Consider the following 15,625-nt stretch of genomic DNA (forward strand, 5'->3'; position numbering starts at 1 on the left):
GGGCTCCGGAGGCGGCGCCATCCGCGGACGCGGCGCCATCCGTGACAGCGGACAGCTCACCGCCGTCGAAGCACGTGGCGGTGCCGCGATGGCATGCGGGGCCCACCTGGTCCACGCGGACCAGCAGGGTGTCGCCGTCGCAGTCCAGGGCCACCGAGCGCACGGTCTGCACGTGGCCGCTCGTGTCTCCCTTGCGCCAGTACTCCTGGCGCGAGCGCGACCAGAAGGTGGTGCGACCTCCCGTGAGGGTTCGGTGCAGCGCCTCGTCGTCCATCCAGCCGACCATGAGCACCCTCCCGCTCGTGGCGTCCTGGACAACGGCGGGCACCAGCCCGTCGGCGTCGCGCGTCAGGCGCGCGGCGACCTCCGGGTCCAGCGCCGAGTCCGCCGGGTCGACCCGGCCGCTCACAGGGCGCGCACCAGGTCGTCGGTGCGGTCGGTCCGCTCCCACGTGAACTCCTGCAGCTCGCGGCCGAAGTGGCCGTGCACGGAGGTCGCCGCATAGATGGGACGCAGCAGGTCCAGCTGGTCGATGATCGCGGCGGGGCGCAGGTCGAAGACCTTGCGGATCGCGGCGGCGAGCTGGTGGTCCGGCCGCGTGCCCGTTCCGAAGGTCTCGACGTACAGGCCCACGGGCTCGGCGCGGCCGATCGCGTACGCGACCTGGACCTCGCAGCGCTCGGCGACGCCCGCGGCCACGACGTTCTTGGCGACCCAGCGCATGGCGTACGCCGCCGAGCGGTCCACCTTGCTGGGGTCCTTGCCGCTGAAGGCGCCGCCGCCGTGGCGGGCCATGCCGCCGTACGTGTCCACGATGATCTTGCGGCCCGTGAGCCCCGCGTCGCCCTTGGGGCCGCCGATCACGAAGCGCCCGGTGGGGTTGACGTGCACGGTCACGTCCGAGACGTCCAGGCCCAGCGCGCCGAGGTCGGCGAGCACGGGCTGGACGACGACCTGCTCGATCCCGGGGGTGAGCTGGCCGGCGATGTCGACCTCCTCGGCGTGCTGGGTCGAGACGACGACGGTCTCGATGCTGCGGGCGACGCCCTCGTCGTCGTAGCCGATGGTGACCTGCGTCTTGCCGTCGGGCCGCAGGTAGGGCAGGACCCCGTCGCGGCGAGCCCGGGAGAGGTTCTGGGAGAGCTTGTGGGCCGCGTGGATGGGCAGCGGCATGAGCTCGGGGGTGTCCGTCGAGGCGAAGCCGAACATGAGGCCCTGGTCCCCCGCGCCGAGCTGGGAGTAGGCCTCGTGCCCGCCCCCGCCGCGCCGTTCGAGGGACTCGTCGACGCCGGCCGCGATGTCCGGGCTCTGCGAGCCGATCGAGACCTCGATGCCGCAGCTGTCGGCGTCGAAGCCCTTCTCCGAGGAGTCGTAGCCGATGTCCCGGATCACGTCGCGGACGATCTTCGCGACGTCGGTGTACCCGGTGGTGCGGACCTCTCCGGCCACGTGCACGAGACCGGTGGTCACGAGCGTCTCGACGGCTACGCGGGCCCCGGTGTCCTGGCGGAGCATGTCGTCCAGCAGCGCATCGGAGATCTGGTCGCAGATCTTGTCGGGATGCCCCTCCGTGACGGACTCGGAGGTGAACAGGCGCAGGGCGGTGCGATCGGGCGTCGGGCTCATGCGTCCCAGCGTACGTGGCCCAGCAGACGGACGACCTCGTCGATGACGGTGTGGGACACGACGAACTTGTCACCCTCGGCGGTCCCCACGTCCTGGCCCTCGCCGTCCAGGATCGTGACGGCGTTGACGGCGCCGCCGAACACGTCCCCGCTCACGTCGTTGAACACGAGCAGGTCCGCGCCCTTGGCACGGGCCTTGGCGCGCGCGTGCTCGAGCGCGGTCGTCCCGGCGTCGCCCGTCTCGGCCCCGAAGCCGACGATCACGGCGGGGCCGGTGGCGGGATCCTCCGCCCGGTCCTCGACGGTCGTGCGCAGCACGTCCTGCGTCCGGACCAGCGGGAGGGTGGGGACGTCGTCCCGACCCTGCTTCTTGATCTTCGCGCTCGCGAGTGCGGCGGGGGTGAAGTCGGCGACGGCGGCAGCCATGACCAGGACGTCCGCGGCGCCGCGCTCGCGGGCCACGGCCTCGGCGAGCTCGGCGGCGGTGCCCACGTCGATCCGGCGGGCGCCGGGCGGGGTCTCGAGGTCCACGGTCGCCGCGATGAGGGTGACGTCGGCCCCGCGGGCGAGCGCCGCGTGGGCCAGGGCGAACCCCTGGCGCCCGGAGGAGCGGTTGGCGAGGTAGCGCACCGGGTCGATGGGCTCCCGCGTCCCGCCCGCGGTGACGAGCACGTGGCGCCCTGCGAGGTCCGCGGGCGCGGGGCATCCCTGCTCCCGGGGCGCGGCGGCGACGGCGCGCAGCGCGTCGAGGATCGCCTCGGGCTCGGGCAGGCGTCCGGGGCCCACGTCGGGTCCGGTGAGGGGTCCATCGGCCGGTTCGAGGACGTGGACGCCCCGCTCGCGGAGCACGGCGACGTTCTCCGAGGTCGCGGGGTGGTGCCACATCTCGGTGTGCATCGCCGGGGCCACGACCACCGGGCAGCGGGCCACGAGGGCCGCCGCCGTCAGCAGGTCGTCGGCGCGCCCCATCCGCAGCCGCGCCAGGAGATCGGCGGTGGCCGGGACGATCACCATCAGATCGGCCTCGTGGCCCAGGCGGACGTGCGCGACCTCCTCGACGTCCTCGAAGACGGAGGTGCGCACCCGGTGATGGCTGAGGGCCTCCCAGGTCGCGCGTCCCACGAACTCGAGGGAGGCGGCGGTGGGGACCACGTGCACCTCGGCCCCGGACGCGACGAGGCCGCGCACGACGTGCGCGGCCTTGTACGCGGCGATGCCGCCACCGATGCCCACGAGCACCCGGGCTCCCTGCAGCGGGGAGCGGGACGGGGTCATCGGGAGGTTCCTGACCTGAGGGGGCGGGTCAGAAGCTGAGCTCGGAGTTCGGCGCCTCGGGTGCGTCGTCGCCGAGCTCGAGGGGAGCCGGGGACGGCGAGGCGGGCTCCTCGCCCGGGACGATGGGGCGCGCCTCGAGGAGTCGGGCGTCGATCTCGCGCAGCGCGATCGACAGCGGCTTCTCCTGCGCCTCGACGTCCACGAGGGGGCCGACGTGCTCGAGGAGGCCGTCGCCCTGGAGCTGGGAGTAGTAGGCGTTGATCTGCCGTGCGCGCTTGGCGGCGTACAGCACCAGCGAGTACTTCGAGTCGACCGTCTCGAGCAGGTCGTCGATGGGCGGGTTCGTGATGCCCTCGGGCTGGGCGACGGTTCCGGACACGGGGTCCCTTCCGGTTGACGGAGCGATGCAACTGACCACCATACGCCGTGGGCGCCCGAATGCCGGGCACGGCCCGAGGGCGCGCACGTGAGATCGGGCACGACGGTCCCCGTCCGGGGCGTCCCCGTGCGGACGCCGTCGCGACGCGACGGCGGTCAGGGGATGCCGATGACGCGGGCCAGCTCGTCGGCCGCGCGCTCGACGTCGTCGTTGACGATGGTCACGTCGAACTCCCCCTCGGCCGCGAGCTCGACCTTGGCGGTCTCGAGCCGACGTGCGCGCTCCGCCTCGTCCTCGGTGCCGCGTCCGACGAGCCGTCGGACCAGGGTGTCCCAGTCCGGCGGAGCGAGGAACACGAAGAGGGCGTCGGGGACGCTCGCGCGCACCTGGCGTGCGCCCGCGAGGTCGATCTCCAGCAGCACGGGCCGTCCCTCGGCGCGCGCCCGGTCCAGCTCGGCGCGCGGGGTCCCGTACCGGTTGCGGCCGTGGACGATCGCCCATTCGAGCATGCTGCCGGTCTCGACGAGCCGCTCGAACTCGGCTGCGGAGACGAAGTGGTAGTGCACGCCGTCGATCTCACCGGGTCGCGGCGCGCGGGTGGTCGCCGAGACGGTGAGCCGGATCTCGGGGTGCCGCGCGCGGATGGCCGCCGAGACGGTGCCCTTGCCCACGGCCGTCGGACCGGCGAGGACCGTGACCTCGTGCCGACCGTCCGGCCGCGGGGAGGGGGCCTGGCGGGCCGTCACTCCGAGAAGTGCTGGATGAGCTTCTCGGCCTGGTGGGAGCCGAGGCCGCGCACCTTGCGGGACGGGGAGATGCCGATCTCCTCCATGATCTGCTGGGCCTTGACCTTGCCGACGCCGGGAAGGGACTCGAGCAGCGCGGTCACGCTGAGGCGTCCGATGACCTTGTTGGTCTCGGCCTCCTCGATGACCGTGCGGATCTCGGCACCACGACGACCGGTGCTGTCCTTCAGGCGCGCCTTGATCGCCGCGCGCTCGCGCCGGGCCTCGGCGGCCTTCTGCAGAGCCTCGGCACGCTTCTCGGGAGAGAGAGGGGGGAGAGCCACGGTAGGTACCTCATGTTCTGTGTCGATGCGGTCGTGGTCGGTCCCGGATCCTGCTGGGGACCCGTTGGTGGCATGAGCCTAACCCTGACGGTGCTGTTCAGTGCACATTTCCCGCGCGTCGGACGCGATCCGTGCCGTTCGGATGCCCGGATCCGGGTCGTGCCCGGCACCCGGGGCCCGTCGTCCGGCGCGGGCGGAGGTCTCAGGTGCGGGTGCGGGCGTACGCGGTGCGCAGCACCCGGGCGGCGTCACCGAGCGCGGTGCGGTCCGGTCCCGCGGCCAGCAATGCGCGCGAGACCGACACGAGCACGCGGTCCGCCGCGGCACCGAAGACGGCGCCCAGCTCGGCGGGACCGGCGCCCTGGGCGCCGAAGCCCGGCGCCAGGAGCGGGGCGGTGCCCGAGGCCAGGTCGATCCCGAGGTCGCGGGCGGCCTGACCGGTCGTGGCCCCCACGACCAGCCCGACACTCCCCCACGGCGCGGCGAGACCGCGGGCGCGCAGTCGGGCGTTGTCCGCCTCGACCTCCTCGACGACCGCGCGGGCCACCGCGCGACCCGCCTCGCGCCCGGCGTGCTGCACGGCCGCGCCCTCGGGATTCGACGTCAGGGCAAGCACGAACAGTCCCTTGCCGTGCTCGGCCGCGAGGTCGACCGTCGAGGTCAGGGCGCCGACCCCGAGGTACGGGCTGACCGTGATCGCATCGGCCTCCAGCGGCGCGCCCACGGGCAGGTACGCCTGGGCGTAGGCGGACATCGTCGAGCCGATGTCCCCGCGTTTGACGTCGAGGATGCTGAGGACGCCGCGCTCGCGGGCCGTGGTCAGCAGCTCCTCGAGGACGGCGATCCCGGCGCTGCCGTGGCGCTCGAAGAAAGCCGACTGCGGCTTGATCGCGGCGACCTCTCCGGCCACGGCGTCGAGGGTCCCCAGCGCGAAGGTGCGCAGGCCCGCCGGATCGTCACCGAGGCCCCAGGCCGCCAGCAGCGGGCCGTGGGGGTCGACGCCGGCGACCATGGGACCGTGCCGCCGGACGGCCTCCTGCAGCCGGGCGCCGAACGGCACCGGGCCCTCCCCCGTGCCGGGGTCGCTCATCGCCGGATCCGTCATGCCGACACCGCCGCGGCGTGGTGGCGCGCACGCTCGGCGCGCAGGTGCGCCACGTGGTCCTGCAGGCTCGTGACGGCGAAGGGACCCTGCGGGAGCGACTCGATGCCCTGGACGGCCGCCTGGAACTCCTGGAGCGTCGTGATGATCGGGACGTCCACGCTCGTGGCGGCCGCGCGGATCTCGTAGCCGTCGTGGCGCGCGGAGGAGCCCGTGGGGGTGTTGAGGATCAGCGCGACCTCGCCCTGCTCGATGAGGTCGATGATCGTCTCCCCCTCGGTGACGTCCGAGGCCTTGGCCGTGACCGTGCAGGCCACGCCCGAGCGCGCGAGGACCTGCGCGGTCCCGGCGGTTGCGATGATCTCGAAGCCGAGCTCGGCCAGGCGTGCCGCCGGCAGCACGACGCCGCGCTTGTCACGGTCGGCCACGGAGACGAACACACGGCCGCTCGTGGGCAGTCCCTGCCCCGCGACGGCGAGCTGGGACTTGGCGAAGGCGCGGGGGAAGGTGCTGTCCAACCCCATCACCTCGCCGGTCGAGCGCATCTCGGGGCCCAGCAGCGAGTCGACGCTGCGCCCCTCGGCGGTGCGGAACCGCTTGAACGGGAGCACGGCCTCCTTGACGGCGATCGGCACCTCCGCCGGCAGGTGGGTGCCGTCGCCCTCGGGCGGCAGGACCCCCACCCCGCGGAGGTCGGCGATGCTGCGTCCGGCCATGACGAGGGAGGCCGCACGGGCCAGGGGCACGCCTGTGGCCTTGGAGACGAAGGGGACGGTGCGCGAGGCCCGCGGGTTCGCCTCGAGGACGTAGAGGATGTCCTGGGACAGCGCGAACTGGATGTTGAGCAGTCCGAGCACCCCCACGCCGCGCGCGATCGCCTCGGTCGAGACCCGGATCCGGTCGCACACCGCGTCGGACAGCGACACGGGCGGGAGGGTGCACGCGGAGTCCCCGGAGTGGATCCCGGCCTCCTCGATGTGCTCCATGATCCCGCCGATGTACAGCTCCTCCCCGTCGAACAGCGCGTCGACGTCGATCTCGGTGGCCGTGTCGAGGAACCGGTCGATGAGGATCGGCGCCTCGGCCCGTCCGCCGTCGGGCAGGTTGCGAGAGACGTAGTCCACCAGCCCGGCCTCGTCGTAGACGATCTCCATGCCGCGGCCGCCCAGGACGTAGCTGGGGCGCACGAGCACGGGGTAGCCGACGGACTCGGCGACCTCGCGCGCATCGGCCAGGGCCCAGGCGGTGCCGTAGGGCGGGGCGGGCAGCTGCGCCTCGCGCAGCACGCCGCCGAACAGCCCGCGGTCCTCCGCGGCGTCGATCGCATGGGCGGACGTGCCGATGATGGGCAGCCCCGCCTCCTGCAGGCGCGCGGCGAGCTTGAGCGGCGTCTGCCCGCCGAGCTGCACGATGACTCCTGCGACGGGCCCCGCGGCGCGCTCGGCCTCGTAGACCTCGACGACGTCCTCGAAGGTCAGCGGCTCGAAGTAGAGGCGGTCGGCGATGTCGTAGTCCGTCGAGACCGTCTCGGGGTTGCAGTTGATCATGACGGTCTCGTACCCGAAACCGCCCTCCTCGGGCCCCGTGGACAGCGACAGCGCCGCGTGGACGCACGAGTAGTCGAACTCGATGCCCTGGCCGATCCGGTTGGGCCCCGAGCCCAGGATCAGCACGGCGGGACGCTCGCGCGGCTCGATCTCCGTCTCCTGGTCGTAGGCCGAATAGTGGTACGGGGTGCGCGAGGCGAACTCCCCGGCGCAGGTGTCGACGGTCTTGTAGACGGGGTTGACCCCGAGGGCCTCGCGGACACCCTTGACGACGTCCCCGCTGATGCCGCGCAGCTGGCCGATCTGGTCGTCGGAGATGCCGTGGCGCTTGGCGCGCCGGATCAGCGCGGCGTCCAGCACCTCGGCGTCCCGGACGTCCTCGGCGATCTCGGCCACCAGCAGCAGCTGGTCGAGGAACCAGCGGTCGATCGCGGTCGCCTCGTAGAGCCGCTCGACGAGCTCGTCCGGGTCGGCGAGCCCGGCCGCCGCGGCGCGCAGGATCCGGGAGATCGCCACGAGGCGCCCGTCGGTGGGGGTGCGGGCGGCGTCGATGAGCGCGGCGACCTCGTCCTCGTCGGGGGCCTTCCCTGAGTAGTCGACGACCGCGCCGGGCACGTCGAGGGAGCGCTGTGCCTTGCCGAGCGCCTCGGTGAAGTTGCGGCCGATCGCCATCGCCTCGCCGACGCTCTTCATCGTCGTGGTGAGCGTCGCGTCGGCGGCGGGGAACTTCTCGAAGGCGAAGCGCGGGATCTTCACGACCACGTAGTCGAGCGTGGGCTCGAAGCTGGCCGGGGTGGTGCCGGTGATGTCGTTGCGGATCTCGTCGAGGGTGTAGCCGATCGCCAGGCGCGCGGCGATCTTGGCGATCGGGAAGCCGGTGGCCTTGGACGCCAGCGCCGAGGAGCGCGAGACCCGCGGGTTCATCTCGATGACGACGATCCTCCCGGTGTCGGCCTCGATCGCGAACTGGACATTGCAGCCGCCCGTGTCGACGCCCACCTCGCGGATGATCGCGATGCCCAGGTCCCGCAGCCGCTGCAGCTCGACGTCGGTGAGGGTGAGGGCCGGGGCCACCGTCACCGAGTCGCCGGTGTGGACGCCCACGGGGTCCACGTTCTCGATCGAGCAGATCACGACGCAGTTGTCGTGGCGGTCCCGCATGAGCTCGAGCTCGAACTCCTTCCACCCCAGGATCGACTCCTCGAGCAGCACCTCCGTGGTGGGCGAGTAGTGCAGGCCGTCCCCGGCGATCCGACGCAGGTCGTGCTCGTCGTAGGCCATCCCGGAGCCGAGGCCGCCCATGGTGAAGCTCGGGCGGACCACCATCGGGTAGCCCAGCTCCTCGGCGGCGGCCAGGCAGTCCTCCATCGTGTGGCAGATGCGGGAGGCGGCGCTCTCGCCGCCGATCTTCGCGACGACCTCCTTGAACCGCTGGCGGTCCTCGGCCTTGTCGATCGCCTCGATGGAGGCGCCGATCATCTCGACGCCGAACTCCTCGAGGGTGCCGCGCTGGTCCAGGGCGATCGCGGCGTTCAGCGCCGTCTGCCCGCCGAGGGTGGGCAGGATCGCGTCGGGGCGCTCCTTGGCGATGATCGTGCGGATCACGTCGGGGTCGATGGGCTCGACGTAGGTGGCGTCCGCGATCTCCGGGTCGGTCATGATCGTCGCGGGGTTGGAGTTGACGAGGATGACCCGCAGGCCCTCCTCGCGCAGCACGCGGCAGGCCTGGGTGCCGGAGTAGTCGAACTCGCAGGCCTGACCGATGACGATCGGGCCGGAGCCGATGACGAGGACGGAACGGATGTCGTCGCGACGGGGCATCAGGACTCCTTGCGGGGGGTGTCGGCGACCGGGGACGGGGTCGCGGGAGCGCGGTGCTCGCGCACGAGGTCGACGAGCCGGTCGAAGAGGTAGGCGGCGTCGTGGGGACCGGACGCCGCCTCGGGGTGGTACTGGACGGAGTAGGCGGGGATGTCGAGGCAGCGCAGCCCCTCGACGACATCGTCGTTCAGGCCGACGTGGGAGACGACCACGCGGCCGTAGCGCCCGCCGTCGTGGGGGGCGATGTGCTCGCCCTCGATGGGCAGGTCCACCGCGAAGCCGTGGTTATGGCTGGTGATCTCGACACGACGGGTGGCCGTGTCCAGCACCGGCTGGTTGATGCCGCGGTGGCCGTACTTGAGCTTGTAGGTGCCCAGGCCCAGTGCGCGCCCCAGGATCTGGTTGCCGAAGCAGATCCCGAAGAACGGGATCCCGGCGTCCAGCACACCGCGCAGCAGCGCGACCTGCTCGTCGGCGGCGGCCGGGTCCCCGGGGCCGTTGGAGAAGAACACCGCGTCGGGGGCGATCGCGAGGATCTCCTCGAGGGTGGTCGAGGCGGGCAGCAGGTGGACGCGCAGGCCGCGCGCCACCATGTGACGGGGGGTCGCCCCCTTGATGCCGAGATCGACGGCCGCGACGGTGCCCACGACGTCACCGTCCGGCTCGAGGACGACGGGCTGGGCGATCGTGACCTCGTCAACGAAGTTGGCGCCGGCCATCGAGGGCTCGGCGCGGACGCGCTCGACGAGCTGCTCGGGGGTCGACCCGGTGAGCTCCTCGCCGGAGAAGACGCCGCCGCGCACCGAGCCGCGCTCGCGCAGGTGGCGGGTGAGCAGGCGGGTGTCGATGCCAGAGATCCCCACGACGCCGGAGGCGGCCAGGAGGTCGTCCAGGCTCTGCTCGCTGCGCCAGTTCGAGGCGCGCCGCGCGGCGTCGCGCACCGCGTAGCCGCGGACCCACACGCGGGCGGACTCCATGTCCTCGTCGTTGGCGCCGGTGTTGCCGATGTGCGGGGCCGTCTGGACGACGATCTGCCCGGCGTAGGAGGGATCGGTGAGCGTCTCCTGGTAGCCGGTCATGCCGGTCGCGAAGACGACCTCGCCGAGGCGGGCGCCGACGGCGCCGTAGGCCTCCCCCTGCAGGGACAGGCCGTCCTCGAGGACGAGGGCGGCGGGCACGGGACGCCGGTGCTCGCGGGAGCGGGCGGTGGGGGTCATGAGGTCTCCTTCCGGAGGGCGTTCGGGACGTGGAGCAGGAGGTCGTGGTCCTCGCGGCGGTCGAGGCGGATCCCGGTGTCGAGCTCGCGCCCGCCGAGCCGCCATCGCAGGAGCAGCAGGCCGTCGCCGCCGATGACCTTGCCGGCCATGCCGGGGGCGGTGCGCACCTCGGCGACCGCCTCGGCGGGGATGGTGAAGGAGGCGGCGCCGGGGCGTCGGAGGTCCCAGGAGCCGTCGGCGCGGCGGCGCACGGACACCCGGGACCGGACGCCGAGGCCGTGGGCGACGATCCGCTCGAAGGGGCGGCCCGCCTCGGTGGTGTTCACGTAGGCGCCCGGCACCGGGCCGGCGGCCTCGGGGGACTCCTCGGTCACGAGCGGGGTCGGGGCGGGCAGGTCGCCCTGACGGCGGCCGCGGCGGCGCCAGCCCCACAGCGCGAGCAGCACGAGCAGCACGAAGATCGCCGCGAGCGCGAGGATCGGGGGGACGTACCTCATCGGGCCACGAGCTCCCCGTCGCGCACGGTGACGCGCCCGCGCAGGACGGTCAGGACGTTGCGTCCGGGCAGGTCGCGTCCCCGGAACGGGGAGTTCGACGAGCGCGAGGCATGCTCTGCGGGATCCACCGGGGCGTGGGGTCGCGGGTCCCAGACCAGCAGGTTCGCGGGCTCCCCTGCCGCCAGGGGCCTGCCCTGGCTCTCGTCGCGGGCGATGTGCGCGGGCGTCTCGGACAGGGTCCGGGCCACGTCCCGCCAGCTGATCGCGCCGGTGTCGACCATCGTGGACTGCACGACGGCCAGCGCGGTCTCCAGGCCCGTCATCCCGAAGGCGGCGACGTCCCACTCGCGGTCCTTGGCGTCGCGGGGGTGCGGGGCGTGGTCGGTGGCGACAATGTCGATGGTGCCGTCGGCCAGGCCCGCGCGGACGGCCTCGACGTCGCGGTCGGTGCGCAACGGCGGGTTCACCTTGAAGGTCGCGTCGTAGCCGCGGGCGTTCTCGTCGGTCAGCAGCAGGTGGTGCGGGGTGACCTCGGCGGTCACGTCGACACCGCGCTGCTTGGCCCAGCGGATGATCTCGACGCTCCCTGCCGTCGAGAGGTGGCACACGTGCAGGCGCGAGCCCACGTGCTCGGCCAGCAGCACGTCGCGGGCGATGATCGACTCCTCGGCGACCGCCGGCCAGCCGGCCAGGCCGATCTGCGCCGAGACGACGCCCTCGTGCATCTGGGCGCCCTCGGTCAGTCGGGGGTCCTGGGCGTGCTGGGCGATGACGCCGTCGAAGGTCTTGACGTACTCGAGGGCGCGGCGCATGAGCACGGGGTCGTGGACGCACTTGCCGTCGTCGCTGAACACGCGCACGCGGGCCCTCGAACTGGCCATGGCGTCGAGCTCGGCGAGGCGCTCGCCGGCCAGGCCCACCGTCACGGCACCGATCGGTCGCACATCGCACCAGCCGGCCTCCTCGCCGCGGGCGAGGACCTGCTCGACGACGCCGGCGGTGTCGGCGACGGGGGTGGTGTTGGCCATGGCGTGCACGGCCGTGAACCCGCCGCGCGCGGCGGCCTGCGTGCCGCTGTCGACGGTCTCGGCCTCCTCCCCGCCGGGCTCGCGGAGGTGCGTGTGCAGGTCCACGAGGCCGGGCAGGAGGATGCAGCCCTCGGCGTCGATCACCTCCGCACCCTCGGGGGCCACGAGGTCGGGGCCGATCTCGGCGATCACGACGTCCTCGACGAGGACGTCGGCGGTGCCGAGGCCGTAGGGGCTCGCGCCCCGGATCAGGATGATGCTCATGGGCTCAGGACTCCCGGGCGTTCGAGGCGAGCAGATGGTAGAGGACCGACATGCGGACGCTGACGCCGCTGGCGACCTGTTCGACGATCACGCTGCGCGCAGAATCGGCGACGTCCCCGGCGATCTCGAAGCCGCGATTCATCGGCCCGGGGTGCATGACGATCGCGTGCGCGGGCAGGCGGTCCGCGCGGTGCGTGGTGAGGCAGAAGCGCCGGGAGTACTCGGCGGGCGTCGGGAAGAACCCGCCGCCGATCATCCGCTCGCGCTGGACCCGCAGCATCATCACGGCGTCGGGCCCGCGGTCGATGGCCTCGTCGAGGTCGTACAGCACCTCGCAGGGCCACACCCCCGCGCCGACCGGGACGAGCGAGGGCGGCGCGACGAGGGTCACCCGCGCACCCAGCAGGGTCAGCAGGAGCACGTTGGAGCGTGCGACCCGCGAGTGCAGCACGTCGCCGACGATCACGATGTGGCGCCCGTCGAGGCCCTCGCCGTCGGGCGTGGCACCCACGAGGTGGTGGCGCAGGGTGAAGGTGTCCAGCAGCGCCTGGGTGGGGTGCTCGTGGGTCCCGTCGCCGGCGTTGACGATCGGCTGGTCGATCCACCCGGCGTGGGCCAGCAGGTGCGCGGCGCCCGAGGCCCCGGACCGCACCACGACGGCATCGGCCCCCATGGCCTGCAGGGTCAGCGCGGTGTCCTTGAGGGATTCGCCCTTGGAGACGCTCGAGCCCTTGGCCGAGAAGTTGATGACGTCGGCCGAGAGCCGCTTGGCGGCGGCCTCGAAGCTGATGCGGGTGCGGGTGGAGTCCTCGAGGAAGAGGTTGACGACGGTGGTGCCCACGAGGGTGGGCAGCTTGCGGATCGCCCGGGACTGCGTGGCCGCCATCTGCTCGGCGGTGTCGAGGATCCCGAGGGCCTCGACGCGCGAGAGATCCGCGATGGAGATGAGGTGCTTCATGCCTGCTCCCCCTCGGTCGCGCCAGGACGCTCGATGCGGACGGCGTCCTCGCCGTCGACCTCGTCGAGGTGGACGGTCACCCGCTCGCTGCGGGAGGTGGGGAGGTTGCGGCCCACGTGGTCGGCGCGGATCGGCAGCTCGCGGTGGCCGCGGTCCACGAGGACCGCCAGGCGCACGGCGGCCGGCCGGCCGATGGCCCCGAGGGCGTCCAGCGCGGCCCGCACGGTACGACCGGAGTACAGCACGTCGTCGACGAGGACGACGGTGCGTCCGTCGACGCCGCCGGGCGGGATGACGGTGCGCTGGGGGGCACGGGTGGGATGGGACCGCAGGTCGTCGCGGTACATCGTGATGTCGAGGGACCCGCAGAGGTTCGCGCCGTCGCGGCCGGTCCCCTCGGTCTCGGCGATCGTCGCGGCCAGGCGGCGGGCGATCGGGACGCCGCGCAGCGGGATCCCGAGCAGGACGAGGTCGTCGGTCCCCTGCCCGGTCTCGATGATCTCGTGGGCGATGCGGGTGAGGGCCCGACGGATGTCGTCGGCCCCCAGGACGGTGGTCGCTGTCGAGGGCATGATCAGGTGCTCCCTTCCACGCCTCACAGGACGTGCGGTTAAAGGGTTCGGATCGTTCCGGGCGAGTATAGGCCCGTCGGGCCACGCTCCGGTGCGGCGTCCCAGCGGTGCGCCGCGCCGGGCGTCAGCCGATCAGGCCTCGCAGGTCCGCGAGGCGCTGCAGGAGGGCGTTGACGAAGCGCGGGGAGTCCTCGGTGGACAGCTCGCGCGCGACCGAGGCGTACTCGCCGATCACCGCGCCGGTCTGCTCCTCGGGGGTGTCGAACAGGATCTCGGCCGCGCCCAGGCGCAGGATCGCGCGGTCGACCGCGGGCATGCGCCGCAGCGGCCAGTCGCGGCTGTGCGTCTCGAGCTGCTCGTCGATGTCGGCGGCGTGCTCGGCGTGCAGACGCACCAGGGCAGCGCTGCGATCGGGCAGTGCCGTCTGTGCCGCGGTGAGCACGAGGCGATCACCGAGCACCTCGAGCTCGGCGCGCCCCCGGGCGTCGGCCTCGTACAGGACGTCGATGGCGCGGATCCGCTCCCGGGTGCGTCCGGAGAGCCGGTGCGTGTTGGCGGGGTAGGTGCGCAGCAGCTCGACCTCCTCCCCCTCACGGCCGGGGATCGGGAGGTTCAGGGGGTCCGGGGTGCGCCGCGAGGACGCCGAGGGCTCGGTCACCTCAGGCGCGACCCAGGTAGTCGCCGTTGCGGGTGTCGACCTTGACCTTGGTGCCCTGCTCGAGGAACAGCGGGACCTGGATCTCCTTGCCGGTCTCGAGCGTCGCGGGCTTGGTGCCGCCGGAGGAGCGGTCGCCCTGCAGGCCGGGCTCGGTGAACGTGATCTCCAGGACGACGCTCGCGGGCAGCTCGACGAACAGCACCGTGCCCTCGTGGAAGGCGACGACGACGTCCTGGCCCTCGAGGAGGTAGTCCTTGGCCGAGCCCACGGCGTCGGCCGTGACGTTCGTCTGCTCCCAGGTGGTGGTGTCCATGAAGACGTACATGTCACCATCCATGTAGGAGTACTGCATGTCACGCTTGTCGACGGTCGCGGTCTCGACCTTGATGCCGGCGTTGAAGGTCTTGTCGACGGTCTTGCCGGACATGACGTTCTTGAGCTTGGTGCGCACGAAGGCGGGGCCCTTGCCGGGCTTGACGTGCTGGAACTCGACCACGGTCCAGAGCTGTCCCTCGATGTTGAGGACCAGTCCGTTCTTGAGATCGTTCGTCGAAGCCATGGTTCTCCTCGGGTCGGTTGTCAGGCACGGTCCGGCGGGTGCTCGATGCCGCCTGCTCCTCCTGCGGAACGGGCGGGGCGATGGGCCTCGCAGCTGCGCTCGCGGAGGAGTGCAGGGGTGAGCACGTCGTCCGGGCACGGGCCGACGAGGGCCCGGGCACGGCTCCGTACTTTACCGTGCCCGGCGACGCCGTCACCCGCGCGGCGTGGTGAGGTCGATCATCGCGAGCAGCCGCTCCAGCAGGGAGTGGGCCGCGCTCTCCTCGCGCCATCCGCTCGTGCGCAGGGCGCGCGAGACGGTCTGCTGGGTGATGCCGAGGGCCGTCGCGAGGTCCCGCTGGGTCACCCCCGGGCGCTCGCGGAGGGCACGGACCACGCGCCACTGCCCCGCGCTGCGGGTCCGGATCATCCAGGCGACCAGCCCCATCACCGCGTGCGCGTCGCGCACCGTGGCCTCCTGCCGGGGGTCGGCGGCGCGGATGCCCGCGGGTCCCTCCCCCGCGCGCCGCGCCGCCGTCAGCGCCGCCGCAGAGGCCTCGACGGCACCCCCGCGGGACGCCCGCAGCTCGGCGCCCCGGGCGAGGTCGAGAGCGCCGATCCCGAGGCCGACGTCCCACACGTCCTCCTCGAGGGTCACCAGGAGGAGCGCGAGCGCGTCGGCCGCACGGGCCGCACAGGCGATCACCTCGGTGCCGCGGGTGCGCTCGGGCGGGTGCGGAACGGGGACGCTCGACAGGGCCGTCAGGAGGGCCGGAACGGGGTCCGGGGTGGCGTCCGGGTCACGGGCGGCGATGCTGAGCACGTACATGGGTGGATCATACGTGCCGACAGCGCCAGAATGCTGTCATCGACACGACAGCTCGTGATGGCTGTCATCGTCCAGTTGGAAGTCGGCGTCGCTCGCGCACAGCGCGTCACGGGGGATGACCCGGGTCGGGAGCTCCGCGCCACGAGATGCGGCACGGGTCGAGCACGACACGCCGAGAGGTGCGGCCCGGGTCGAGCACGACACGTCGAGAGGTGCGGCCCGGGTCGGGCAGGGCGCGCCGAGCGGC

15 protein-coding genes and 1 pseudogene are annotated in these 15,625 nt (G+C 73.0%); all 16 read right to left on the reverse strand.

Features of this window, described 5'->3' with window-relative positions; genetic code table 11:
• Positions 1 to 43 precede the first annotated feature (43 nt).
• Positions 44 to 409: pseudogene (gene hisI / locus ACT3TZ_RS03275) on the reverse strand (phosphoribosyl-AMP cyclohydrolase); the annotation flags it as partial.
• Positions 406 to 1,626: a methionine adenosyltransferase gene (gene metK / locus ACT3TZ_RS03280; RefSeq protein WP_444581963.1), complete on the reverse strand. Its 1,221-nt coding sequence runs from the start codon at positions 1,624 to 1,626 to the stop codon at positions 406 to 408. The gene metK and the pseudogene hisI, both read right to left, overlap by 4 nt.
• On the reverse strand, positions 1,623 to 2,900 hold the full coding sequence (gene coaBC / locus ACT3TZ_RS03285; protein WP_444581964.1) for a bifunctional phosphopantothenoylcysteine decarboxylase/phosphopantothenate--cysteine ligase CoaBC: 1,278 nt from the start codon (positions 2,898 to 2,900) through the stop codon (positions 1,623 to 1,625). The genes metK and coaBC overlap by 4 nt, the downstream gene beginning before the upstream one ends.
• 28 nt (positions 2,901 to 2,928) lie before the next feature.
• Positions 2,929 to 3,279, reverse strand: a complete 351-nt coding sequence (gene rpoZ / locus ACT3TZ_RS03290) for a DNA-directed RNA polymerase subunit omega (protein WP_444581965.1) — start codon at positions 3,277 to 3,279, stop codon at positions 2,929 to 2,931.
• Positions 3,280 to 3,434: 155 nt separating this feature from the next.
• Positions 3,435 to 4,025, reverse strand: a complete 591-nt coding sequence (gene gmk / locus ACT3TZ_RS03295) for a guanylate kinase (protein ID WP_444581966.1) — start codon at positions 4,023 to 4,025, stop codon at positions 3,435 to 3,437.
• Positions 4,022 to 4,348, reverse strand: coding sequence for an integration host factor, actinobacterial type (mihF, locus tag ACT3TZ_RS03300; protein WP_444581967.1), 327 nt, complete (start codon positions 4,346 to 4,348; stop codon positions 4,022 to 4,024). Before mihF ends, gmk begins: the two co-directional genes overlap by 4 nt.
• A gap of 202 nt (positions 4,349 to 4,550) precedes the next feature.
• A complete protein-coding gene (gene pyrF, locus ACT3TZ_RS03305) occupies positions 4,551 to 5,438 on the reverse strand; it encodes an orotidine-5'-phosphate decarboxylase (RefSeq protein ID WP_444581968.1) in 888 nt (295 codons plus the stop codon).
• Between the two features lie 11 nt (positions 5,439 to 5,449).
• Complete coding sequence (gene carB / locus ACT3TZ_RS03310; RefSeq protein ID WP_444581969.1) at positions 5,450 to 8,818, reverse strand: carbamoyl-phosphate synthase large subunit; 3,369 nt, start codon at positions 8,816 to 8,818, stop codon at positions 5,450 to 5,452.
• Positions 8,818 to 10,035 carry a glutamine-hydrolyzing carbamoyl-phosphate synthase small subunit gene (carA, locus tag ACT3TZ_RS03315; RefSeq protein ID WP_444581970.1) on the reverse strand — a complete coding sequence of 406 codons (1,218 nt, stop codon included), beginning with the start codon at positions 10,033 to 10,035 and terminating at the stop codon, positions 8,818 to 8,820. Before carA ends, carB begins: the two co-directional genes overlap by 1 nt.
• Positions 10,032 to 10,532 carry a PH-like domain-containing protein gene (locus ACT3TZ_RS03320; protein WP_444581971.1) on the reverse strand — a complete coding sequence of 167 codons (501 nt, stop codon included), beginning with the start codon at positions 10,530 to 10,532 and terminating at the stop codon, positions 10,032 to 10,034. The genes carA and ACT3TZ_RS03320 overlap by 4 nt, the downstream gene beginning before the upstream one ends.
• Positions 10,529 to 11,824 carry a dihydroorotase gene (locus tag ACT3TZ_RS03325; protein ID WP_444581972.1) on the reverse strand — a complete coding sequence of 432 codons (1,296 nt, stop codon included), beginning with the start codon at positions 11,822 to 11,824 and terminating at the stop codon, positions 10,529 to 10,531. Before ACT3TZ_RS03325 ends, ACT3TZ_RS03320 begins: the two co-directional genes overlap by 4 nt.
• A gap of 4 nt (positions 11,825 to 11,828) precedes the next feature.
• Positions 11,829 to 12,782, reverse strand: a complete 954-nt coding sequence (locus tag ACT3TZ_RS03330; RefSeq protein ID WP_444581973.1) for an aspartate carbamoyltransferase catalytic subunit — start codon at positions 12,780 to 12,782, stop codon at positions 11,829 to 11,831.
• Complete coding sequence (gene pyrR / locus ACT3TZ_RS03335) at positions 12,779 to 13,354, reverse strand: bifunctional pyr operon transcriptional regulator/uracil phosphoribosyltransferase PyrR (RefSeq protein ID WP_444581974.1); 576 nt, start codon at positions 13,352 to 13,354, stop codon at positions 12,779 to 12,781. Before pyrR ends, ACT3TZ_RS03330 begins: the two co-directional genes overlap by 4 nt.
• Before the next feature lie 124 nt (positions 13,355 to 13,478).
• On the reverse strand, positions 13,479 to 14,012 hold the full coding sequence (gene nusB, locus ACT3TZ_RS03340) for a transcription antitermination factor NusB (RefSeq protein WP_444581975.1): 534 nt from the start codon (positions 14,010 to 14,012) through the stop codon (positions 13,479 to 13,481).
• 1 nt (position 14,013) lies between these two features.
• Positions 14,014 to 14,571: an elongation factor P gene (gene efp, locus ACT3TZ_RS03345; RefSeq protein ID WP_444581976.1), complete on the reverse strand. Its 558-nt coding sequence runs from the start codon at positions 14,569 to 14,571 to the stop codon at positions 14,014 to 14,016.
• A gap of 192 nt (positions 14,572 to 14,763) precedes the next feature.
• A complete protein-coding gene (locus ACT3TZ_RS03350; RefSeq protein ID WP_444581977.1) occupies positions 14,764 to 15,378 on the reverse strand; it encodes a MarR family transcriptional regulator in 615 nt (204 codons plus the stop codon).
• Positions 15,379 to 15,625: the final 247 nt, after the last annotated feature.

It is taken from the genome of Brachybacterium sp. AOP25-B2-12, assembly GCF_052378625.1.
In the GTDB taxonomy this organism is placed as follows: domain Bacteria; phylum Actinomycetota; class Actinomycetes; order Actinomycetales; family Dermabacteraceae; genus Brachybacterium.